The sequence below is a fragment of the Aeromonas sp. sif0611 genome, assembly GCF_019218845.1.
GTDB lineage: Bacteria > Pseudomonadota > Gammaproteobacteria > Enterobacterales > Aeromonadaceae > Aeromonas > Aeromonas media.
Map to the genome: position 1 here is coordinate 31,769 of NZ_JAHUWU010000005.1, position 22,634 is coordinate 54,402.

The window sequence follows — 22,634 nt, forward strand, 5'->3', positions numbered from 1 at the left end:
AATATGGCGACACAATTGTCGGGACACTCGGAGATCCCATGAGTGACACCCCAACCCTGTATATAGTCCCCACTCCCATCGGTAATCTGGCGGATATCACCCAGCGTGCATTGGACATTTTACGCAGCGTCGATCTGGTAGCCGCCGAAGATACTCGGCACTCCGGCATCCTGCTCAGCCACTACCATATCTCGGTGCCGACCTTCGCCCTGCACGACCACAACGAACAACAGAAGGCGGATGTGCTGATCGGCCGGATCAAGGAGGGCAAGAGCGTCGCCCTGGTCTCGGATGCGGGTACCCCGCTCATCAGCGACCCTGGCTATCACCTGGTCACCCGCTGTCGCGAGGCCGGGGTCAAGGTGGTGCCGCTGCCGGGCCCTTGCGCCGCCATCACTGCACTCTCTGCAGCAGGTCTGCCCACAGATCGCTTCGCCTTCGAAGGATTTCTGCCTGCGAAAGCCAAAGGGCGCGACGATCGGCTGCAGGCCGTCATCGAAGACACCCGCTCCCTGGTGTTCTACGAGTCACCGCGCCGGGTGCAGGATACGGTGGAAGCCATCGCTCGCATTCTCGGTGAACGCCAGGTGGTGGTGTGCCGCGAGCTGACCAAGACTTTCGAATCCATCCACGGTCTGCCTGCCTCCGAGATGCTGACCTGGCTTGGGGAAGACGATAATCGCTGCCGTGGCGAAATCGTGCTGGTGGTCGCCGGTGCCAGCAAGGTGGATGAAGATTTGCCCGCCGAGGCTATCCGCACTTTGGGGCTGCTGGTAGCGGAGCTGCCGTTGAAAAAAGCGGCTGCTCTCACCGCCGAGATCCACGGCGTGAAGAAGAATGCCCTCTACAAGTACGGCCTCGAGCACTATTAATTGCCGTAAAGGGGAATTGCCGGTTTACCCCACTGTGTCACGAGGCTATAATCCGCGCCTCGGAGTCGGCTGGGCAATCGCTGCTTCGTCGTTGTGTCCCTCGGGACAGACGGGCGAAGGGGAGGAAAGTCCGGGCTTCATAGGGCAGGGTGCCAGGTAACGCCTGGGAGGCGCGAGCCTACGACCAGTGCAACAGAGAGCAAACCGCCGATGGCCCGCAAGGGATCAGGTAAGGGTGAAAGGGTGCGGTAAGAGCGCACCGCGCGACTGGCAACAGTTCGTGGCACGGTAAACTCCACCCGAAGCAAGACCAAATAGGCCCCTATTGGCGCGGCCCGCGTTGGGGGCGGGTAGGTTGCTTGAGCCAGTGAGCGATTGCTGGCCTAGAGGAATGATTGCTACCCGGGGCAACCCGGTACAGAACCCGGCTTACAGGCCGACTCCGACCTAATTCCTGAAGAGCCTTGCGATTTATCGCGAGGCTCTTTTTTATAGCGGTAGAAAATAGCAAAAGATTGGATGAAGATACTGGCCGACATAGAGGGGTATCATAAAAATTACATGTAAATCAATTCATTGCATTTTTGTTTGCATACGGTTGTCATGCATTAGTGTGTAAAAAGAGGGGAGACTCGAGCATGTGTTACTTCTTTCACATTGTTCATTTTAAAAATGTTCGCAATTAATCCTATGGCCGTTAACACAAATAACTTGTGGAAAATCAACTCATTTAATCTGTAGCCTCCCTGCGCTGCGTCAATATGTTCCCTCTGCCTGAGATCCTTGCTTGAAAAGCCCCCTGCTCGTCCTTAAACTTCATGGTGGAGAAAAGTGGATCAAAGTGGTTTTTATCGGGCGATTTGCCCCCTTAACTCATTTTCAGGGACTGCAATTTGTTGCGTGGCGCTCACGCCATCAGCCTGGACAGCAAAGGGCGACTGGCGATTCCGACCAAATATCGAGATTGGCTGCGCTCCGAGCGCGACGGCCAGCTGGTCTGCACCATCGACATTGCCCACCCCTGTCTGCTGCTTTACCCCCTGAGTGAATGGGAAGAGATAGAGCGCAAGCTCAAGACACTTTCCAGTACCAACCCGGCTGAACGCCGCCTGCAGCGCATGTTGCTCGGACACGCGACCGAGTGCGAACTGGATGGCAACGGCCGTCTGCTGCTGAGTCAGCCGCTGCGCAACCATGCGGGGCTGGACAAGAAGATCATGCTGGTGGGCCAGCTCAACAAGTTTGAGTTGTGGGATGAAGCCCGCTGGCAACAACAGATCAATGACGACATTCTGGGCCTGCCCGAGGACGATTGGGCAAGTTCACCACGACTACAGGACTTTTCTTTATAAATGACCCAAGCCGCTGAACACATCACAGTGCTGTTGCACGAAGCCGTCGAAGGGCTGGCCATCAAGCCGGACGGTATCTACGTCGACGGTACCTTTGGCCGGGGTGGTCACTCTCGTCTCATTCTCCAGCAACTGGGTCCCAACGGCCGGTTGATCGCCATCGACCGGGATCCCCAGGCCATTGCCGAGGCGGCCAAGATCCAGGATCCCCGCTTCGAGATCGTGCACGGTCCCTTCTCCGGCATCACCAGCTACCTGAGCGATCGCGGTTTGCTGGGCAAGGTCGACGGCTTCCTGCTGGATCTGGGCGTCTCTTCTCCCCAACTCGACGACGCCGAGCGCGGTTTCAGCTTCATGAAAGACGGCCCCCTCGACATGCGGATGGATCCGACCACGGGCCAGAGCGCCGCCGAATGGCTGGCTCGCGCCGATGTGGATGACATCGCCTGGGTGCTGAAGACCTTCGGCGAGGAGCGCTTTGCCAAGAAGATTGCCCGCGCCATCGTCCATGATCGGGTGACCGAGCCCTACGTGCGCACCCGTCAGTTGGCCGAGATGATTGCCCGGGTCAATCCGAGCAAGGAGAAGGGCAAGCATGCGGCAACCCGAAGCTTCCAGGCAATCCGCATCTACATCAACAGCGAGCTGGACGAGATCGAGACTGCGCTGAACGGTGCGTTGCAGGCGCTGGCGACCGATGGTCGTCTCTCCGTCATCAGCTTCCACTCCCTGGAAGACCGGCTGGTGAAGCACTTCATTCGCAAGCACGAGAAGGGGCCGGAAGTGCCCCATGGCATCCCGTTGACCGAGGCTCAGCTGGCCGGTGGCCGCAAGTTGAAGTCGGTCGGCAAGGCGCTCAAACCTTCCGAACATGAAGTCACCGAAAACAGCCGGTCTCGCAGCTCGGTGCTGCGAGTCGCCCAGCGCCTGGCGGATTGAGTCATGAGTGAGGTACGGATTCATCTGTCCAGAGAGATCATCAGCGATCTCTGGCGCCACAAGCTGCAGGTCGTGTTGACCCTGGCCGTACTGATCACCGCCTTTGCGGTGATCCTGGTGACCAACATGACCCGCGGGTTGACGGCCAAGCAGAATGACCTGATGGCGGAAGAGGACAGGCTCAACATCGAGTGGCGGCACCTGCTGCTGGAGCAGGGGACCTTGGCCGAACACTCCCGGGTGGCGAGTCTGGCCATGGATAAATTGCAGATGGCTCGCCCGTTGGTGACCACCGAAAAGGTAATTACACAACCATGACACGCAAGGCCGCCACCAAGGCTCCGGCAAAGGACAAAGCCAAGGCTAAAGCACCGTCACTCTACCCGTGGCGCTTTCGCACGCTGGTGTTTTTCATCGGCATCGCGTTTGCGGGGCTGATCTTGCGGCTGGCCTGGATCCAGGTGATAGATCCGGACAGACTGCGCCAGGAAGGGGACATGCGCTCCCTGCGTACCACCTCCACCCAGGCGGTGCGTGGCATGATCACCGACCGCAACGGCGAGCAGCTGGCGGTCTCGGTGCCGGTCGAGGCGGTCTGGGCCGATCCCAAGACGGTGCATGAGTCCGGTGCCATCCACAACGAGCGCGCCTGGCTGGCGCTCTCCGCCGTGCTCAAGCTCGACATCAACACCCTCAAGCACCGCATCTCCAACCCCAGCAAGCGCTTCGTTTATCTGCAGCGTCAGGTGACCCCTGCCGTAGCGGAATACATCAAAGGTTTGAAGCTGGGGGGCATCTACCTGCGCCCCGAGGCGCGCCGTTTCTATCCGACCGGCGAAATCAGCGCCCACCTGGTGGGGGTGACCAACATCGACGGCAGCGGCATCGAGGGGATAGAGCGCAGCTACAACGAATGGCTGACCGCGACCCCGGGCGAGATGCGGGTGCGCAAGGACAGGCAAGGCCGGGTCATCGAGCGGCTCGGCCTTGTCAAGGAGGGCAAGCACGCCAACGATCTGCAGCTCAGTATCGATCAGCGGGTGCAGGCGCTGGCCTACCGCGCCCTCAAGCGCGCCACCGACGAGAACAAGGCGACCTCCGGCTCCATGGTGATGCTGGACGTGAAGACCGGCGAGGTGCTCGCCATGGTCAACACCCCCTCCTACAACCCGAACAACCGGGGCCAGTATCAGAGCTTCCGGGTGCGCAACCGGGTGGTGACCGACACCTATGAGCCGGGTTCGACCGTCAAACCTTTGATCCTGTTGAGCGCCCTGCAGGCGGGTGTCACCAGCTGGAAGGACACCATACCCGGTGGTCCCCTGTTCATCGGGGCAAAGCAGATCCGCGACGTGAGCATTCACAAGGCGACCAACCTGTACGACATACTGCGCTACTCCTCCAACATCGGCATGTCGCGGATCGCGCTGCGGATGCCGGCCCAGGAGATGATCAACACCCTCAGCATGGTCGGTTTCGGGATGGATACCGGTAGCGGCCTGATGGGAGAGAGCGGTGGCATGCTGCCCCAGCGCCGCCGTTGGTCCGACATCGAGCGGGCGACCCTGTCGTTCGGCTATGGCCTGCGGGTCACCCCGCTGCAGCTGGCTTCTGCCTATGCCACCCTGGCCAACAAGGGCAAGCGGGTGCCACTCTCCATCATCAAGGTGACCACGCCGCCCAAGGGTGAGCAGGTCATCGACCACAACAACGCCACCGCCATGCTGCAGGCGTTGGAGTACGTGGTCAGCAATGCCATTCCCAAGGCGCAGATCCCGGGTTATCGGGTCGGTGGCAAGAGTGGTACCGCCAAGGTCGCCGTCGCTGGTGGCTACGGCAAGGATTACATGGCCTGGTTTGCCGGTTTCGCACCGGCCAGCAACCCCCGCTTCGTCATGGTGGTGGTGATCAACGAGCCCAAGGGCGATGCCTATTACGGCGGTGCCGTGGCGACCCCGCCGTTCGCCGAGGCCATGGGTGGCGTGCTGCAACTCTTCAACATTCGTCCCGACGCCATTCCCCCCGAGGTGCCGGCGAAGCTTGCCCGTACGGAGGCCGCCCATGGCGCACCTCGTACCTGACGGGCATCTGGCTTTTTCCATCGACCCCGCCGCTGTCGGGGCATTTTCCATGGCGTGTACGAGCGCCCGCATTCCCGCATTTTCGGAGGCTTCCCATGCCGCCCCGCACACTTGATCAACTCATGAGCCATTTCGGCATCACTGCCCCGGCGCTTCCCCTCACCGACATCCAGCTCGACAGCCGGCGAGTCGGGCCCGGTTCTCTCTTCGTGGCAATCCGGGGCCACCAGATGGATGGCAGGCGTTTCATCGAACAGGCGGTGGCTCAGGGAGCGACCGCCGTCCTGTTTGAGGAGGATGGGGAATTCGTTGCCCCCGTCACTTCCATCCCCTGTTTCGGGCTCAAGGATCTGCCCGCTCGCCTCTCCGAACTGGCTGGCCATTTCTATGACCATCCGGCGCAGAAGCTGCAGTTGGTGGGCATCACTGGTACCAACGGCAAGAGCACCACGGCCCTGCTGGTCGCCAACTGGCGCACCCTGCTGGGAGGCAAGGCCGGTGTGATGGGTACCATAGGCAACGGCCTGTTTGGCAATCTGATCGAAGCAGAAAACACCACAGGCAGCGCCGTCCAGGTGCAGGCCAATCTGGCGGCGCTGCAACAGCAGGGAGCCGATCTGGTGGCGATGGAGGTCTCCAGCCACGGTCTGGTGCAGCATCGCGTCGCAGCTCTGCCGTTTTCCGCGGCTGTGTTCACCAACCTGAGCCGTGATCACCTGGATTATCACGGCACCATGGAGGCCTATGGTGCCGCCAAGGAAGAGTTGCTGAAACTGGTGGACGAGCCCTGCGCCGTCATCAATGCCGACGACCGTCTGGGGCGCCAGTGGCTGGCAGCCTACCCCGGCGCGGTAGCCTTCGGTGTGCATGGCCCGATTGAAAACCATGGCGGGCGACAGTTGACGGCGCAGGACCCCCATTTCCACCAACAAGGATTTGACACGCGCATTAACTCCAGCTGGGGGAATGGTGTATTATCCGCCCCCTTGCTCGGCCGCTTCAACGTCAGCAATGTGCTGGCCGCCATGGGCGCCATGCTGGTACTGGGATATGACTTCGATGCACTGTTGGCCAGCGCCCCGAAACTGCAACCAGTGACCGGTCGCATGGAGTGCTTCGGCGGTGGCAAGGCGCCGCTGGCGGTGGTCGATTATGCCCATACCCCGGATGCGCTGGAGAAGGCATTGCAGGCCCTGCGGGTGCACTGCGAAGGCCGGCTCTGGTGTCTGGTGGGCTGTGGTGGCGACCGGGATCGCGGCAAGCGGCCCATGATGGCCGCCATGGCGGAGCAACATGCGGACTGCGTGATCCTGACCGACGACAATCCCCGTACCGAGGCGCCGGAGCAGATAATGGCGGACATGGTGGCGGGTCTTCGCGATCCCGGCTCCGTGCAGATCGAGCACGACAGGACCAAGGCAATCCAGCTGGCACTGAGCCAGGCGAGCAAGCAGGACATCATCCTGGTGGCCGGTAAGGGCCACGAGGATTATCAGATCATTGGAACCGACAAGCGGCACTACAGCGATCGGGAAACCGTCGCGGCCGCGTTGTACACATTAATGGAGTCATTCACATGATGACCCTCAGGCTTGCCGACCTGGCGCAGGTGCTCGATGCCCGTCTGATCGGCGGCGATCACGAGATCACGGCAGTCAGTACCGACACCCGCACTCTGGGCAAGGGGGCGCTGTTCGTCGCGCTGCGTGGCGAGCGTTTCGACGCCCACGATTTTTGCGACCAGGCCGTTCAGGCAGGGGCCTCTGCCCTGCTGGTGGAGCGCGAGCTGCCGCTGGCCATTCCGCAACTGGTGGTGGCCGATACCCTCAAGGGGCTGGGTCGCCTCGGCAAGCTGGTACGCGAGCGGATCAACCCGAAAGTGCTGGCCATCACCGGCAGTTGTGGCAAGACCACGGTGAAGGAGATGGCGACTGCCATCCTGCGCCAGGAAGGGGAGGTGCTGGCCACCGCCGGCAACTTCAACAACGAGGTGGGGGTGCCGCTCACCCTGCTGCGCCTCGAGGCGCAGCACCAGTTTGCGGTGTTGGAGCTGGGTGCCAATCACCCCGGCGAGATCGCCTGGACCACGTCGCTGGCCCAACCCGATGCCGCCATCATCAACAACGTGGCCGCCGCCCATCTGGAGGGGTTCGGCTCCCTGGAAGGGGTGTTCCACGCCAAGAGCGAAATTTTTGAGGGCCTGAGCGAGGGTGGCACAGCCATCGTCAATGCCGACAACGAGTTCTGGCCGAAGTGGCAGGCGAAGGGCATTCATTGCGCCTTCTCCCTCGAGGATCAGAGCCAGCCGTTCCACGCCCGTGACATCGTACTCAACGGGCATGGCTGCGCCGAATTCGTGATGGTGACCCCTCAGGGGGAATTGACCCTGACCCTGGCCATCCCGGGCCGCCACAACGTGGCCAACGCCCTGGCTGCCGCTGCCGGTACCCTGGCGCTGGGCGCCTCGCTCGCCTCGGTCAAGGCCGGGCTGGAGCAGATGGCACCGGTCAAGGGCCGCTTCTGCGTGCAACGCTGGGGTGGCCTCACCCTGGTGGATGACACCTACAACGCCAGCGTGGAGTCCGTGCTGGCGGGCATCGATGCCCTGACCGCCATGGGTGGCTACAAGGTGCTGGTGTTTGGTGACATGAAGGAGTTGGGGGAGGAGTCCGAGGCCCAGCACGCCAGGGTCGGACACCACGCCCGCGAACAGAGCCTCGACGCCGTGCTGACGGTAGGGGAACAGAGTCGTCACACCGCAGATGCCGCGGCGGGTCGACATTTCGATAACAAGGCGTCGTTGTTTGAAGTGCTTGCGCAAATGATAAATACACATCAAGAAATCTCGATCCTGGTCAAGGGTGCTCGCGGGTCCCGCATGGAAGATATCGTCAAGATGGTCGTTGACCGTCAGGAGTCAGCCACATGCTAGTCTGGCTGGCGGAACTGCTCACCCCGCACTTCACCTTCTTCAACGTCTTCTCCTACCTGACGTTCCGCGCCATCCTGTCGATCATCACCGGTCTGGTGGTGGCGCTCTGGATGGGGCCGCGCCTCATCCGTCGTCTGCAGATCCTGAAATTCGGTCAGGTGATCCGCAACGACGGCCCCGAGTCACACCTCAGCAAGAAGGGCACCCCGACCATGGGGGGGCTGATGATCATCGCGGCCATCTTCATCTCCGTGCTGCTCTGGAGCCGCCTCGACAATCCCTATGTCTGGCTGGTGCTGTTCGTGCTCGGTGCCTACGGTGCCATCGGCTTTGCCGACGACTACCTCAAGGTGGTGCGCAAGAACACCGACGGCCTGATCGCCCGCTGGAAGTACTTCTGGCAATCCGCCGTTGCCCTGGCCGTGGCGGTGTTCCTCTATGCCACCGCGACCCATGACGGCCAGACCCAGCTGGTGGTGCCCTTCCTCAAGGATGTGATGCCGCAGCTTGGCCTGATGTTCATCGTGCTGACCTATTTCGTCATCGTCGGTACCTCCAACGCGGTCAACCTGACCGACGGCCTGGATGGTCTGGCCATCATGCCGACCGTGATGGTGGCGGGGGGCTTCGCCTTTGTCGCCTGGGCCACCGGCAACGTGAACTTCGCGAACTACCTGCACATTCCCTACGTGCCCTACACCTCCGAGCTGGTGATCGTCTGTACCGCCATCGTCGGGGCGGGTCTGGGGTTCCTCTGGTTCAACACCTATCCGGCCCAGGTCTTCATGGGGGACGTCGGCTCCCTGGCCCTCGGCGGCGCGCTCGGCACCATCGCCGTGCTGGTGCGTCAGGAGTTCCTGCTGGTGATCATGGGGGGCGTCTTCGTGATGGAAACCGTCTCGGTGATCCTGCAGGTGGGGTCCTACAAGCTGCGCGGCGTGCGCATCTTCCGCATGGCGCCCATCCATCACCACTATGAGAAGAAGGGCTGGCCGGAGCCGCGCGTCATCGTGCGCTTCTGGATCATCACCCTCATGCTGGTGCTGCTCGGCCTCGCCACCCTGAAGGTGAGGTAAGCCATGGTCATCATCATCGGACTCGGCAAAACCGGACTCTCCTGCGTCGACTACTTCCTCGGCCGTGGCGTGACGCCCCTGGTGATGGATACCCGCGCCAATCCGCCGGGTAAGGAGCAACTTCCCCCCGAGGTGGAGCTCGTTCACGGGCTGGACGGCGATCTGCTCAAGCAGGCGCACATGATAGTGGCGAGTCCGGGTATCGCCCTGGCGACCCCCGAACTGAAAGCCGCAGCCGAGTTCGGGGTGCGCATCGTCGGCGACATCGAACTGTTCGTGCGCGAGACCCAGACCCCCGTCATCGCCATCACCGGCTCCAACGGCAAGAGCACCGTCACCACCCTGGTGGGAGAGATGATCGCCGAGGCCGGCCTCAAGGTGGGCGTGGGTGGCAACATCGGCACCCCGGCGCTCGAGCTGCTCAAGCAGCCCATGGATCTCTGCGTGCTGGAGCTCTCCAGCTTCCAGCTCGAGACTACCTACAGCCTGCGTGCCGCGGCGTCCGTGGTGCTGAACCTCTCCGAGGATCACATGGATCGCTATGAGGGCATGGCGGATTACCGCGCCGCCAAGCAGGAGATCCATCAGCACTCCCAGCACATCCTGGTCAACCGGGACGATCCCCAGACCCTGCCCGACGTGGGTCAGGTGTGGCAGAGCTTCGGGCTCGATTGCAACGGTTACGGTCGCTGCGAGCTGGATGGCCGCCACTGGCTGACCCTGCACGGGGAGCCGCTGCTCGCCGTGGACGAGATGAAGATAGTCGGCGCCCACAATCAGGCCAACGCCTTGGCGGCCATGGCCCTGTGCGATGCGGTCGGCATTCCCCGTGAGCCGCAACTCGCCGTGCTGCGCCGCTTCGAAGGCCTGCCCCACCGTGCCCGCTTCGTGCGGGAGGTGAACGGGGTGCGCTGGATCAACGACTCCAAGGCCACCAATGTGGGGGCCACCCTGGCCGCCGTAGCCGGTGTGCGTGAATCGGTGAAAGGCCGCCTGCTGTTGCTGGCTGGCGGCCAGGGCAAGGGGCAGGATTTCGGTCCGGTGCAGGCGCTGCTCGGCAACCAGATCGATCACATGTACTGCTTCGGCCAGGATGCGGACATCCTGCTCGCGCTGGGTGAGCAGACCGAGAAGGTCGCCTCCCTCGACGACGCTGTCGCCAAGGCTGCCGCCGACGCCAGGCCCGGTGACTGGGTGCTGCTGGCGCCGGCCTGTGCCAGCCTGGATCAGTTCACGTCTTTCGAAGCGCGCGGTGATCGTTTCACCGAACTGGTGATGACGCTATGAACGCTCTTCGCGTCGTCGCAGGCTTTTTGCAGCGCTGGCTGTTGCCTGCGCGCCCTGCCGGTCTCTACGACAGGCAGCTGGTGGTGCTGGCGCTGGCGTTGATGTCGGTAGGGTTGGTGATCGTGGCCTCCGCCTCCATCCCCGAAGGGATAGCCCTCGGCGATGATCCCTTCATGTTCGTGAAGCGTCACGGGATGTTTCTGGTGATGGCGCTTGGCATCTCCTGGTTCGTGCTGCAGGTGCCCATGGCGCGCTGGCAGCAGTACAACGGCCCCATGTTGCTGCTGGCCATCGTGCTGCTGGTGATGGTGTTGCTGGTGGGCCGCAGCGTCAACGGTTCGGTGCGCTGGTTGCCGCTTGGCCCCTTCAACCTGCAGCCGGCCGAGTTCGGCAAGCTGGCGCTGTTCGTCTATCTGGCGGGTTATCTGGTGCGCCGTCAGAGTGAGGTGCGCGAGCGCTTCATCGGTTTCATGAAACCCATGGCGGTGCTGTTCGTGGTGGCCATCCTGCTGCTGGCCCAGCCCGATCTCGGCTCCGTGGTGGTGATGTTCGTCACCTCGCTCGGCATGCTGTTCCTGGCGGGGGCCCGCATGGTGCAGTTCATCGGCCTTATCCTGGTGGGGGTGAGCGCCGTGGTGACCCTGATCATCGCCGAGCCCTACCGGATGCGACGGGTCACCTCCTTCCTGGATCCCTGGGCCGATCCGTTCGGCAGCGGCTACCAGCTGACCCAGTCCCTGATGGCGTTCGGTCGTGGCAGCTGGTTTGGCGAGGGGCTCGGCAACTCCATCCAGAAGATGGAGTACCTGCCGGAGGCCCACACCGACTTCGTGTTTGCCATCCTGGGCGAGGAGCTGGGGTATGTGGGCGTACTGGGTGCGCTCTTCCTCATCTTTGCGCTGGCTGTGAAGGCGCTCAAGCTCGGTCATCAGGCGCTGGTATCAGAGCGCCTGTATGAAGGTTATCTGGCCATCGGCATCGGCATCTGGTTCAGCTTCCAGACCTTCGTCAACGTCGGTGCCGCCAGCGGCATGATGCCGACCAAGGGCCTGACCCTGCCGCTGGTCAGTTACGGTGGTTCCAGTCTCATCATCATGATGGTGGCGGTGAGCATGTTGATTCGTATCGATTTCGAGTTGCGCCAGGCCAGTGCCCAGGCGCGCGTGCGGGAGGTTGCGTGAGCAAGACGTTACTGGTGATGGCGGGCGGTACCGGGGGCCATGTGTTCCCCGGGCTGGCCGTGGCCGATCGCCTCAAGGCACAGGGCTGGACCATTCACTGGCTCGGTACCGCCGACCGGATGGAGGCCGAGCTGGTGCCCGCCCATGGCTACCCCATCTCCTTCATCGACATCCAGGGGGTGCGTGGCAACGGCATCAAGCGGCTGTTGGCGGCGCCCTACCGGATCGTCAAATCCGTGCTGCAGGCCCGCCAGGTGATCAAGACCATCCAGCCCGACGTGGTGCTCGGCATGGGGGGCTTCGCCTCCGGTCCGGGCGGTGTTGCCGCCTGGCTCTCCGGCATTCCGCTGCTGCTGCACGAGCAGAACGCGGCGGCCGGCATGACCAACAAGCTGCTGGCGCGCCTTGCCAAGCGGGTGCTGATGGCCTTCCCTGGCGCCTTCGCTCCCAATGCCCGTACCGCCGTGGTGGGCAACCCGGTGCGCCCCGAAGTGGTGGCGCTGCCGGATCCCCAGCTGCGTAGCAGCAGCGAGCCGCTGCGGCTGCTGATCGTCGGCGGTAGCCTGGGGGCCCGGGTGCTCAATGAACAGGTGCCGCCAGCGGTCGCGGCCGCCGGTGTGCCCATCGCAGTGCGCCACCAGTGCGGCAAGGGCAACCGGGAGGCTGTCGCGCAGGCCTATGCCGTGCAGGGCGTCGAGGCCGAGGTGAGCGAATTTATCAAGGACATGGCCGATGCCTACGCCTGGGCCGACCTGGTGGTGTGCCGCGCCGGTGCCCTGACGGTCTCCGAAGTGGCCGCCGCCGGTGTGGCCGCCATCTTCGTGCCGCTGCCCCATGCGGTGGATGATCACCAGACCCGCAACGCCCTGACCCTGGTCGATGGCGGGGCGGCGGAGTTCCTGCCCCAATCCGAGCTGACCCCGGCCTCCCTGGCTGCGCGTCTCTCCTGGCTCGCCGGGCGCAGGGAAACCCTGTTGAACATGGCCCAGGCCGCGCGCCGCGTCGCCATCATCGATGCCGCCGAGCGGGTGGCCGATGAGTGCAAGCGGCTCGCCACCGGGCAGAGTGAGAAAGCATGTTGAGCAAGATTGCACAGGCCAGGCCGTGCAGTCTTGTCCCCGTATATATTGATGCCGCCGAGCAGGTTGCCGATGTGGGCAAGCGGCTGGCGGCAGACTTGAAGAGAGAGCTATGACCAAGGTTGAACTGGCAAAACTGCGTACCGTAATCCCCGAAATGCGCCGCGTGCGTCGCATCCACTTCATCGGCATAGGTGGTGCCGGTATGGGGGGGATCGCCGAGGTGCTTGCCAACGAGGGTTATCAGATTTCCGGCTCCGATCTGTCCCGTAATGCGGTGACCGAACGGCTCGCATCCCTGGGGGCTCATATCTTCGTGGGACACAGTGCCGAGCACGTGAACGAGGCGAGCGTGGTGGTGGTGTCCACCGCCATCAAGCAGGACAACCCCGAGTTGCTGGCCGCCCGCGAGCTGCGCATTCCCGTGGTGCGCCGTGCCGAGATGCTGGCCGAGCTGATGCGCTTCCGCCACGGAGTTGCCGTCGCCGGCACTCACGGCAAGACCACCACTACCAGTCTGGTGGCGAGCATCTATGCCGAAGCCGATCGCGACCCGACCTTCGTCATCGGCGGTCTGCTCAACAGCGCCGGCACCAACGCCCGCCTTGGCAGCAGCCGCTATCTGATCGCCGAGGCGGACGAGAGCGACGCCTCCTTCCTGCATCTGCAACCCATGGTTTCCATCGTGACCAACATCGAAGCGGATCACATGGACACCTATGGCGGCGACTTCTCCAGGCTCAAAGCCACCTTCATCGACTTCCTGCACAACTTGCCGTTCTACGGCCTGGCCGTGGTGTGCGTGGATGATCCCGTGATCCGTGGCATGCTGCCGGAGATTGCCCGTCCGACCCTGACCTACGGCCTTTCCGAAGATGCCGATGTACAGGTGCTGGACTTCGTGCAGACCAGCAACCGCAGCCGCTTCCGGGTGCGTCGCAAGGATGCCGGCGAGCTGACCGTCACCCTGAATCTGCCGGGCATCCACAATGCGCTCAACGCCGCCGCCGCCATCGCGGTGGCGACCGAAGACGGCATTGGTGACGAGGCCATCATCCAGGCACTCGCCAAGTTCGAAGGGGTGGGCCGTCGCTTCCAGCAATATGGCGAGTTCGAGACCGGCCGTGGCAAGGCCATGCTGGTGGATGACTACGGTCACCACCCGAGCGAGGTCAAGGTGACCATCAACGCCGCTCGCGCCGGCTGGCCAGAGAAGCGACTGGTCATGGTGTTCCAGCCACACCGTTACAGCCGGACCCGGGATCTCTACGAAGATTTCGCAGACGTGCTCTCCAAGGTGGATGTGCTGGTGATGCTGGAGGTGTATGCCGCCGGTGAAGAGCCTATTCCGGGTGCCGATGGCCGTGCCCTGTGCCGCTCCATCCGCTCTCGCGGCACCCTGGAACCCATCTTTGTCGCAACCCCTGACGATGTGCCGGCCGTGCTGGCCGACCTGATCGGCGAGGGGGATCTGGTGCTGACTCAGGGCGCCGGTAACGTCGGGGCACTGGCCCGCCGTCTCGGTGAGATGAAATTGAGCGTGGATAGCATGAAATCCGGTGCCTGAGGGCCCAATGAGTATTTTGACCGCCAAGCCGGGGCCTATATAATGGCGAACCGGTCTGCAAGTGGCCGGCATGGCGCGTTATACGGGGATAGATCGGGTGGAGGCAAGGGCACAAGGGCGCACCAAGGGGGGCTTCATCGCCGGGGTGGCATTTTTCATCCTGGTCATGTGGGGGCTCTACCAGACTGCGCTGGATGTTAAAGACTGGCTGACAGATGCCAGTCGGTTGCCCATGAGCGAGCTGTTGCTGCAGGGGCAACACGAATATTTGAAAGCCGATGAGTTGCGCGCGGCCGTGCTGGATGGCGCCGAGTTGCGCAACTTCTTCGAGTTGGACGTGAACGAATTGCAGGGGCGTTTGAACGCCCTGCCCTGGGTGGCCCAGGTCTCGGTACGCAAGAAGTGGCCGAACAAGATCAAGGTCTACCTCACCGAACAGGATGTGGCGGCACGCTGGAACGGCAACCGCTTCGTCAACACCAAGGGTGAGGTGTTCAGTGCGCCGGACAGGGTGAAGAAACCCCTGATGCAGTTGTCCGGGCCCGATGATCAGGCCGCCAAGGTGCTGGAAGCCAGCCATCAGTACGAGACGCTGCTGGCGGCCAGGGGATACAAGTTGTTGGGGGTGAATCTGACCCCCCGCCATGCCTGGGAACTGACCCTGGATGGCAACATTCAGCTGTTCGTGGGGCGCTCGGATATCGCGCTTCGCCTGCAGCGGTTTATCGATGCCTTTCCGGTCATCGAACCCCGTGAGCGGGTTGCTTACGTGGATCTTCGATACGACACCGGAATGGCGGTTGGCTGGAAGAAGAACGAAGAGAAAGTGAATGACCAACACCGCAGATAGAAATTTGATTGTCGGACTGGATATCGGCACGACCAAGGTGGCGGTACTGGTTGGCGAAGTATTGCCCGATGGCGAGCTCAATGTCATCGGCATGGGCAGCCACGCTTCTCGCGGGATGGAGAAGGGCGGGGTCAATGATCTCGACTCCGTGGTCAAGTCCCTGCGCCGCGCGGTGGAAGAAGCCGAGATGATGGCCGACTGCCAGATCAGCTCCGTCTATCTGGGGCTGTCCGGCAAGCACATCGATTGCCGCAACGAGACCGGCATGGTGCCCATCTCCGACGAAGAGGTGACCCAGGAGGACGTGGACAACGTCATCCACACCGCCAAGTCGGTACGACTGTCCGATGAGCTGCGGGTGCTGCACGTGCTGCCTCAGGAGTTTGCCATCGACTATCAGGAAGGGATCAAGAATCCGGTCGGTCTCTCCGGCGTGCGGATGGCGGCCAAGGTGCACCTGATCACCTGCCACAACGACATGGCTCGCAACATCGAGAAATGTGTGGAGAAGGTGGGGCTGCGGGTGGATCAGCTGATCTTTTCGGCCCTGGCTTCCAGCTATGCCGTGCTGACCGAAGACGAGAAGGAGCTGGGTGTCTGCGTGGTGGACATTGGTGGTGGGACCATGGACATGTCGCTGTTTACCGGCGGTGCCCTGCGCCACACCAAGGTGATCCCGTATGCTGGCAGCACTGTGACCAGCGATATCGCCTACGCCTTTGGCACACCGCCACTGGACGCGGAAGCGATCAAGGTGCGCTACGGTTGCGCCCTCGGCCGCCTGGTCAGCAAGGAAGACAATATTGAAGTCCCCAGTGTCGGCGGTCGCCCGGCGCGCAGCCTGCAACGGCAGACACTGGCTGAAGTGATTGAACCCCGCTACACGGAATTGCTCTCCATGGTGAATGACGAGCTGGTACGGGTGCAGAGCGAATTGAAGGCACAGGGGGTCAAGCATCAGCTGGCGGCCGGTGTGGTATTGACCGGTGGCGCGGCCCAGATCGAAGGCATTGTGGAGTGCGCAGAGCAGATCTTCCAGAGCCAGGTCCGGGTGGGCGAACCCATGAACATTCGGGGATTGAGCGATTACGTGCAGGCACCTGTGTACTCGACTGCGGTCGGGCTGCTGCAGTACGGCCGTACCAATCAATCCACCGGCAGTAGCAAGGAATATGCCGCCAAGGCAAGCGTAGGTGGGCTGGTCAAACGGGTCAGCAACTGGTTGCGTGGCGAGTTCTAAAGATTTTGCTGAGTCAGGCAAATAAAGCGGAGAGACAACATGTTTGAATTTATGGATAGCCACACTGACGAAGCCGTCATCAAGGTGATAGGTGTGGGTGGCGGCGGCGGCAACGCAGTCGAGCACATGGTTCGTCAAAACATCGAGGGTGTTGAGTTCATTACCGTCAACACCGACGCCCAGGCACTGCGCAACTCAAGTGCCAACACGACTCTGCAGATCGGCGGTGGCATCACCAAGGGTCTGGGAGCCGGAGCCAATCCGGAAGTGGGCCGTGATGCCGCCATGGAAGACAGGGAGGCGCTGCGTGAGCTGCTGACCGGTTCAGACATGGTGTTCATCGCCGCAGGCATGGGCGGTGGTACAGGTACGGGTGCCGCACCTATCGTGGCCGAAGTGGCCCGGGAGATGGGCATCCTGACCGTCGCCGTCGTGACCAAGCCGTTCTCCTTCGAAGGGAAGAAGCGGATGGGCTTCGCCGCCCACGGTATCGAGGAGCTGTCCAAGAACGTCGACTCCCTGATCACCATCCCCAACGACAAGTTGCTGAAGGTGCTGGGTCGTGGCATCTCCCTGCTGGACGCCTTCAAGGCGGCCAACGATGTACTGCTTGGTGCGGTACAGGGCATTGCCGAGCTGATCACCCGCCCGGGTTTGATCAACGTCGACTTCGCGGACGTGCGTACCGTGATGCGTGAGATGGGTACCGCCATGATGGGTACCGGCTCCGCCTCCGGTGATGACCGTGCCGAAGAAGCGGCCGAGAAGGCCATCTCCAGCCCGCTGCTGGAAGACGTGGATCTGGCCGGTGCCCGTGGCATCCTGGTCAACATCACCGCCGGCATGGATATGACCATCGAAGAGTTCGAAACCGTGGGTAACGCGGTCAAGGCCTTCGCCTCCGAGAACGCCACCGTGGTGGTGGGTACCGTAATCGACCCGGAGATGCACGACGAACTGCGTGTGACCGTGGTGGCCACCGGTATCGGTGCCGAGCGCAAGCCCGACATCACCCTGGTCAAGAACAACATGGTTCAGGAACGTCCGGCCCGTCAGCCCCTGATCAGCGAAGCCCTGCAGTCTCGCGTGATGGAAGAGGCCCCGGCCAAGGTGGTGAACGCCGAGCCGCAAGCTCGTCGCGAACCGGATTATCTCGATATTCCTGCGTTCCTGCGCAAGCAAGCTGACTAAGCCTCGTATGGCCTTGGTTTGTTTGTTGCTTAAGGATTGTGCTAAGATGGCCCGGCAACGACCATCTGGTCAGGAATTTGAGCTGTTAAGCGGATACGCCCATGATTAGACAAAGAACCTTGAAAACGAGTGTCCAGGCCACCGGTGTGGGCCTGCATTCGGGTCGGAAAGTCACAATGACGTTCCGTCCGGCGCCTGTTAACACAGGGATCGTTTACTTGCGTACCGATCTGAATCCTGTGGTCGCGCTGCCAGCCAACGCCGATCAGGTGCGTGATACCGTGCTTTGTACCGCTCTGGTAAACGAAGCCGGCGTCCGCGTGTCAACCATCGAACACCTCTCTGCCGCCCTGGCCGGGATGGGGATCGACAACCTCTATGTCGAGGTTGATGCCCCCGAGATCCCGGTGATGGATGGCAGTGCGCACCCGTTCATCTACCTACTGCAAGAAGTGGGTATCCGTGAGCAGAATGCGCCCAAGCAGTTCGTGCGGATCAAGCAGAGTGTCCGGGTTGAAGACGGCGACAAGTGGGCGGAATTCCACCCCTATCGCAACGGCTTCAAGATGGATCTCGAGATCGATTTCCAGCATCCGGTATTTGAAGGCCGCAACCAGCGTTGCGTGCTGGACTTCTCCGGTGCTTCTTTCGTGAAAGAGATCAGCCGTGCCCGTACCTTCGGCTTCATGCGCGACATCGAGTACCTGCGTTCCCAGAACCTGGCCCTGGGCGGAAGCCTGGAAAACGCCGTGGTGCTGGATGACTACCGGGTGCTGAACGAAGATGGTCTGCGTTACGAGGACGAGTTCGTCAAGCACAAGATGCTGGATGCGATCGGTGATCTGTATATGTGCAACCGCAGCATCATCGGTGAATTCCGTGCCTACAAGACGGGCCATGCCCTGAACAACAAACTGCTGCGTGCCTTGCTGGCCAAGCAGGAGGCCTGGGAACTGGTGACCTTCGAGGCGGAGGGCGACAAAACGCCCATCGCTTACTACGATAACGGTCTGGTTCTGGCCTGATAGCTGTGCAACAGGACGTCGGTCATCTCTCCGCACCGACGTCCTGTCATTTGTTTATTCCATCCTTTAATACCGATTATCTCCCGGTTTTATTGCCCGTGCAGGCTTCTGGCCTCACCTGACCGAGAAGACAGATTTCTATGAGCATTACCCTGATCCTCAACGGTAAGCAGCGCCGCAAGTTGCACTTACCCAAACAACGTCTGGCCTGGGTCGGCGGTATCCTCTTCACTGTATTGGCACTGAGTGGTGGTTGGCTCTGGCAGAGCTGGCACCAGAAAATGGAGGCGCTGGAAGTCGCGCTGGCCATGGCCGAACAGCAAAAATCCACGCAAGGGGCCGATGAAGCCCGTGAACAGCTTGCCATGCTGGCTGCCCAGGTGGGCACCATGCAGGGGCAGCTCGGTCGCCTCAATGCGCTCGGCGAGCGTCTGACCGAGAAAGCAGACCTCGATCCCGACGAATTCAATTTCAAGGAGCTGCCCCCCATGGGTGGCCCTTCCTATGACGAAGAGCTGGAAGTGAGCCTGGGCGAGCTGCAAGCCTCCATGAAACACCTCAGCCAGCAGCTCAGCAGCCGTGAAGAACAGCTGTCGGTACTTGAATCTTTCATCATGAATCACCATATCACCGATGCCGGTTTCATCTCGGGTTCACCGGTGAAGCAGGAGCGAGTCTGGATCTCCTCCGGGTTCGGTGGACGGGTCGATCCGTTCAACGGCCGCGCCAAGATGCACAAGGGGGTGGATTTTCGTGGCAAGCCCGGCACTCCCATCCTGGCGACCGGCAAGGGGATCATCAGCTGGGCAGGCCGCCACCCGGAATTTGGCAACATGGTGGAGATAGACCATGGCAATGGTCTGGTGACCCGTTATGCCCACAACTCCAAGTTGTTGGTGGATGTGGGCACCCTGGTCGATGAGGGCCAGAAGATTGCCTTGATGGGGCGTACCGGTCGTGCGACCGGGGTCCATCTGCATTACGAAGTGTTGAAAGATGGTCGTCAGGTCAACCCCGCGCGCTTTCTGAATGCCAGACGGGGTTAGGTTTTTTCTTCAGGTTCCAGTGACGGAACGCTTATATAACCAAAACAGTTGGTACACATGATTAGCACACTGCTCACCAAGATTATCGGCAGCCGGAACGACAGAACGCTCAAGGCTTTGCGCAAAATAGTTAAACAGATCAATGCGATGGAGCCTCAGTTCGAGGTCTTGTCCGATGGCGAGCTGCAGGCGAAGACCGCCGAGTACCGTCAGCGCCTGGAGCAGGGCGAGACGCTTGAGCAGCTGTTGCCGGAAGCGTTCGCCACCGTACGTGAGGCGTCCCGCCGGGTGTTCGGCATGCGTCACTTCGACGTGCAGCTGATCGGCGGCATGGTGCTGAACTCCAACCGCATCGCCGAGATGAAGACGGGCGAAGGTAAGACGCTGACTGCAACCTTGCCTGCCTATCTGAACGCGCTGACCGGTCGCGGTGTGCACGTGGTGACGGTGAACGACTATCTGGCCAAGCGTGATGCGGAGGCGAACCGCCCGCTGTTCACCTTCCTCGGCATGACGGTCGACTGCAACGTGCCCGGCATGGATGCGTCCCAGAAGCGTGACGCTTATGCTGCAGATATTACCTACGGTACCAACAACGAATTCGGTTTTGACTACCTGCGCGACAACATGGCGTTCTCGCCCGAGCAGCGGGTGCAGCGTCCGCTCAACTACGCGCTGGTGGATGAGGTGGATTCGGTGCTCATCGATGAAGCCCGTACCCCGCTCATCATCTCCGGCCCGGCGGAAGACAGCTCCGCCATGTATACCCAGATCAACAAGCTGATCCCGTTGCTGGTCAAGCAGGACAAGGAAGACTCGGAAGAGTATACCGGCGATGGCCACTACACCGTGGACGAGAAGAACCGCCAGGCGCTGCTGACCGAAAACGGCCAGATTTTCGTGGAAGAGCTGCTCAAGAAAGAGGGGCTGCTGGCGGAAGAGGACTCCCTGTTCTCCGCCACCAACATCAGCCTGCTGCACCACGTCAATGCCGGCCTGCGTGCTCACACCCTGTTTGAACGCAACGTCGACTACATCGTCCAGAAAGACGAGATCGTCATCGTCGACGAGCACACCGGCCGTACCATGCCGGGTCGTCGCTGGTCCGACGGCCTGCACCAGGCGGTCGAGGCGAAGGAAGGGGTCAAGATCCAGAACGAGAACCAGACCCTGGCCTCCATCACCTTCCAGAACTACTTCCGCCTGTATGACAAGCTGGCGGGGATGACCGGGACTGCGGATACAGAAGCCTTTGAATTCCAGCAGATTTATGGTCTGGATACCGTGGTCATTCCGACCAACAAGCCGATGGTTCGCAAGGACATGGGCGATCTGGTCTACCTGACCGCCCAGGAGAAGTACGTCGCCATCGTCGAAGATATCCGTGGCTGCGTCGAGCGTGGTCAGCCGGTGCTGGTCGGTACCGTCTCTATCGAGAACTCCGAACTGCTGTCCGGCATCCTGACCAAGGAAAATATCCCGCACAAGGTGCTGAACGCCAAGTTCCACGCCATGGAAGCGGAAATTGTTGCCCAGGCCGGTCAGACTGGCGCAGTCACCATTGCCACCAACATGGCTGGTCGCGGTACCGACATCGTGCTCGGCGGCAACTGGCAGGCCGAGATCGCCGCGCTGGAGAACCCGACCGACGAGCAGATTAAAACCATCAAGGCGGCCTGGCAGATCCGTCACGATGAGGTGCTGGCCGCCGGCGGTCTGCACATCATAGGTACCGAGCGCCACGAATCCCGTCGCATCGACAACCAGCTGCGTGGCCGTTCCGGTCGTCAGGGTGACCCGGGCTCCTCCCGTTTCTACCTCTCCATGGAAGATACCCTGATGCGGATCTTCGCCTCCGACCGCGTGACCGGCATGATGAAGAAGCTGGGCATGGAAGAGGGCGAGGCCATCGAACACCCTTGGGTGACCAAGGCTATCGAGAACGCCCAGCGCAAGGTAGAGGGTCGCAACTTCGACATCCGTAAAAACCTGCTCGAGTTCGATGATGTGGCGAACGACCAGCGCAAGGTGGTCTACGAACAGCGCAACGAGCTGCTGGACACCAACGACATCTCCGACACCATCCACGTCATCCGGGATGACGTTTATGGCGCCGTGATCGACGAGTACATTCCGCCCCAGTCCCTGGAAGAAATGTGGGACGTACCGGGCCTGGAGGCGCGCCTGAAGTCTGATTTCGCGCTGGATCTGCCGCTGCAGCAGTGGCTGGCGGAAGACGACAAGCTGTATGAAGAGAAGCTGCGCGAGCGCATCCTGGAAGAAGCCACCAAGCTCTACGCCCGCAAGGAAGAGCTGGTCGGCAAGGACGTATTGCGCAACTTCGAGAAGGCGGTGATGCTGCAGACCCTAGACGGCCTGTGGAAGGAGCATCTGGCGGCCATGGATCACCTGCGCCAGGGCATCCATCTGCGTGGCTACGCCCAGAAGAACCCCAAGCAGGAGTACAAGCGCGAGTCCTTCGATCTGTTCACCCAGATGCTGGAGACCCTCAAGCGCGACGTGGTCAGCATCCTGAGCCGGGTACAGGTCCAGGAGCGCGACGTGGAGGCGATGGAAGAGCAGCAGCGCCAGCAGGCGGAAGCGGCTCCCCGCAGCTATACCCATGCCGCTGCCGAGAACCAGCTGGCCGACGAAGAGACCCAGTCCGACGCGGCGCCGGTGACCTTCGTGCGCGACGAGCAGAAGGTCGGTCGCAACGATCCTTGCCCCTGCGGATCCGGCAAGAAGTACAAGCATTGTCACGGTCAGTTGACCTGAGTGACCTAATGCCATGACAAGGCGGGCCCGGTGCCCGCCTTGTTTTTGTCACATGGCGACGCAAAATCGGATGTTGGGCATCATCGGCCGCTCACCCAGCCGGGTGCTGGGGTCATAGAGCGATCCGAGCAGGCAGAG

At 61.7% G+C, this 22,634-nt stretch carries 18 protein-coding genes and 1 other RNA gene; all 19 read left to right on the forward strand.

Annotated features, from left to right (window positions below; all coding sequences use genetic code 11):
• Positions 1-38: 38 nt before the first annotated feature.
• The 19 genes from rsmI (at position 39) to secA (ending at position 22,496) form a co-directional block, all read left to right on the forward strand.
• The gene (gene rsmI / locus KW824_RS13145) at positions 39-872 is read left to right on the forward strand and encodes a 16S rRNA (cytidine(1402)-2'-O)-methyltransferase (protein WP_218410013.1); all 834 of its coding nucleotides are present in this window, start codon (positions 39-41) and stop codon (positions 870-872) included.
• Between the two features lie 61 nt (positions 873-933).
• An RNA gene (gene rnpB, locus KW824_RS13150) (RNase P RNA component class A) lies at positions 934-1,320 on the forward strand.
• 445 nt (positions 1,321-1,765) lie between these two features.
• Positions 1,766-2,224 carry a division/cell wall cluster transcriptional repressor MraZ gene (gene mraZ / locus KW824_RS13155; protein ID WP_042649041.1) on the forward strand — a complete coding sequence of 153 codons (459 nt, stop codon included), beginning with the start codon at positions 1,766-1,768 and terminating at the stop codon, positions 2,222-2,224.
• Complete coding sequence (rsmH, locus tag KW824_RS13160) at positions 2,225-3,163, forward strand: 16S rRNA (cytosine(1402)-N(4))-methyltransferase RsmH (RefSeq protein ID WP_218410014.1); 939 nt, start codon at positions 2,225-2,227, stop codon at positions 3,161-3,163.
• Between the two features lie 3 nt (positions 3,164-3,166).
• Positions 3,167-3,481, forward strand: coding sequence for a cell division protein FtsL (gene ftsL / locus KW824_RS13165; protein WP_005332094.1), 315 nt, complete (start codon positions 3,167-3,169; stop codon positions 3,479-3,481).
• Entirely contained in the window at positions 3,478-5,244 is a 1,767-nt protein-coding gene (locus KW824_RS13170; protein ID WP_106885645.1) for a penicillin-binding transpeptidase domain-containing protein, read from the forward strand. The genes ftsL and KW824_RS13170 overlap by 4 nt, the downstream gene beginning before the upstream one ends.
• 95 nt (positions 5,245-5,339) lie before the next feature.
• A complete protein-coding gene (murE, locus tag KW824_RS13175) occupies positions 5,340-6,824 on the forward strand; it encodes a UDP-N-acetylmuramoyl-L-alanyl-D-glutamate--2,6-diaminopimelate ligase (protein ID WP_218410015.1) in 1,485 nt (494 codons plus the stop codon).
• On the forward strand, positions 6,821-8,176 hold the full coding sequence (gene murF / locus KW824_RS13180) for a UDP-N-acetylmuramoyl-tripeptide--D-alanyl-D-alanine ligase (protein WP_218410016.1): 1,356 nt from the start codon (positions 6,821-6,823) through the stop codon (positions 8,174-8,176). The genes murE and murF overlap by 4 nt, the downstream gene beginning before the upstream one ends.
• Positions 8,170-9,252: a phospho-N-acetylmuramoyl-pentapeptide-transferase gene (gene mraY / locus KW824_RS13185; protein ID WP_005332102.1), complete on the forward strand. Its 1,083-nt coding sequence runs from the start codon at positions 8,170-8,172 to the stop codon at positions 9,250-9,252. Before murF ends, mraY begins: the two co-directional genes overlap by 7 nt.
• Before the next feature lie 3 nt (positions 9,253-9,255).
• The gene (murD, locus tag KW824_RS13190) at positions 9,256-10,539 is read left to right on the forward strand and encodes a UDP-N-acetylmuramoyl-L-alanine--D-glutamate ligase (RefSeq protein WP_218410017.1); all 1,284 of its coding nucleotides are present in this window, start codon (positions 9,256-9,258) and stop codon (positions 10,537-10,539) included.
• Positions 10,536-11,720: a cell division protein FtsW gene (gene ftsW / locus KW824_RS13195; protein ID WP_042649035.1), complete on the forward strand. Its 1,185-nt coding sequence runs from the start codon at positions 10,536-10,538 to the stop codon at positions 11,718-11,720. The genes murD and ftsW overlap by 4 nt, the downstream gene beginning before the upstream one ends.
• Positions 11,717-12,802 (forward strand): undecaprenyldiphospho-muramoylpentapeptide beta-N-acetylglucosaminyltransferase, encoded by a 1,086-nt coding sequence (gene murG, locus KW824_RS13200; RefSeq protein WP_218410018.1) that lies wholly within the window; start codon positions 11,717-11,719, stop codon positions 12,800-12,802. Before ftsW ends, murG begins: the two co-directional genes overlap by 4 nt.
• A 109-nt stretch (positions 12,803-12,911) precedes the next feature.
• A complete protein-coding gene (gene murC / locus KW824_RS13205; RefSeq protein ID WP_041204901.1) occupies positions 12,912-14,366 on the forward strand; it encodes a UDP-N-acetylmuramate--L-alanine ligase in 1,455 nt (484 codons plus the stop codon).
• A 97-nt stretch (positions 14,367-14,463) separates the two neighbouring features.
• Positions 14,464-15,216, forward strand: a complete 753-nt coding sequence (locus KW824_RS13210; protein WP_041206795.1) for a cell division protein FtsQ/DivIB — start codon at positions 14,464-14,466, stop codon at positions 15,214-15,216.
• On the forward strand, positions 15,197-16,456 hold the full coding sequence (gene ftsA, locus KW824_RS13215) for a cell division protein FtsA (RefSeq protein WP_025328454.1): 1,260 nt from the start codon (positions 15,197-15,199) through the stop codon (positions 16,454-16,456). Before KW824_RS13210 ends, ftsA begins: the two co-directional genes overlap by 20 nt.
• 39 nt (positions 16,457-16,495) lie before the next feature.
• Positions 16,496-17,647 carry a cell division protein FtsZ gene (gene ftsZ / locus KW824_RS13220; protein ID WP_005305686.1) on the forward strand — a complete coding sequence of 384 codons (1,152 nt, stop codon included), beginning with the start codon at positions 16,496-16,498 and terminating at the stop codon, positions 17,645-17,647.
• A gap of 101 nt (positions 17,648-17,748) precedes the next feature.
• On the forward strand, positions 17,749-18,672 hold the full coding sequence (lpxC, locus tag KW824_RS13225) for a UDP-3-O-acyl-N-acetylglucosamine deacetylase (protein WP_218410019.1): 924 nt from the start codon (positions 17,749-17,751) through the stop codon (positions 18,670-18,672).
• Positions 18,673-18,812: 140 nt separating this feature from the next.
• On the forward strand, positions 18,813-19,718 hold the full coding sequence (locus KW824_RS13230; protein ID WP_042649032.1) for a M23 family metallopeptidase: 906 nt from the start codon (positions 18,813-18,815) through the stop codon (positions 19,716-19,718).
• 57 nt (positions 19,719-19,775) lie between these two features.
• Positions 19,776-22,496, forward strand: coding sequence for a preprotein translocase subunit SecA (secA, locus tag KW824_RS13235; protein ID WP_218410020.1), 2,721 nt, complete (start codon positions 19,776-19,778; stop codon positions 22,494-22,496).
• Positions 22,497-22,634 lie beyond the last annotated feature (138 nt).

Bases quoted from the DNA above. Each gene is read 5' to 3' on its own strand.
- rsmI (WP_218410013.1), top strand. From the start codon at position 39: ATGAGTGACACCCCAACCCTGTATATAGTCCCCACTCCCATCGGTAAT.
- rsmH (WP_218410014.1), top strand. From the start codon at position 2,225: ATGACCCAAGCCGCTGAACACATCACAGTGCTGTTGCACGAAGCCGTC.
- ftsL (WP_005332094.1), top strand. From the start codon at position 3,167: ATGAGTGAGGTACGGATTCATCTGTCCAGAGAGATCATCAGCGATCTC.
- KW824_RS13170 (WP_106885645.1), top strand. From the start codon at position 3,478: ATGACACGCAAGGCCGCCACCAAGGCTCCGGCAAAGGACAAAGCCAAG.
- murE (WP_218410015.1), top strand. From the start codon at position 5,340: ATGCCGCCCCGCACACTTGATCAACTCATGAGCCATTTCGGCATCACT.
- murF (WP_218410016.1), top strand. From the start codon at position 6,821: ATGATGACCCTCAGGCTTGCCGACCTGGCGCAGGTGCTCGATGCCCGT.
- mraY (WP_005332102.1), top strand. From the start codon at position 8,170: ATGCTAGTCTGGCTGGCGGAACTGCTCACCCCGCACTTCACCTTCTTC.
- murD (WP_218410017.1), top strand. From the start codon at position 9,256: ATGGTCATCATCATCGGACTCGGCAAAACCGGACTCTCCTGCGTCGAC.
- ftsW (WP_042649035.1), top strand. From the start codon at position 10,536: ATGAACGCTCTTCGCGTCGTCGCAGGCTTTTTGCAGCGCTGGCTGTTG.
- murC (WP_041204901.1), top strand. From the start codon at position 12,912: ATGACCAAGGTTGAACTGGCAAAACTGCGTACCGTAATCCCCGAAATG.
- ftsA (WP_025328454.1), top strand. From the start codon at position 15,197: ATGACCAACACCGCAGATAGAAATTTGATTGTCGGACTGGATATCGGC.
- ftsZ (WP_005305686.1), top strand. From the start codon at position 16,496: ATGTTTGAATTTATGGATAGCCACACTGACGAAGCCGTCATCAAGGTG.
- lpxC (WP_218410019.1), top strand. From the start codon at position 17,749: ATGATTAGACAAAGAACCTTGAAAACGAGTGTCCAGGCCACCGGTGTG.
- KW824_RS13230 (WP_042649032.1), top strand. From the start codon at position 18,813: ATGAGCATTACCCTGATCCTCAACGGTAAGCAGCGCCGCAAGTTGCAC.
- secA (WP_218410020.1), top strand. From the start codon at position 19,776: ATGATTAGCACACTGCTCACCAAGATTATCGGCAGCCGGAACGACAGA.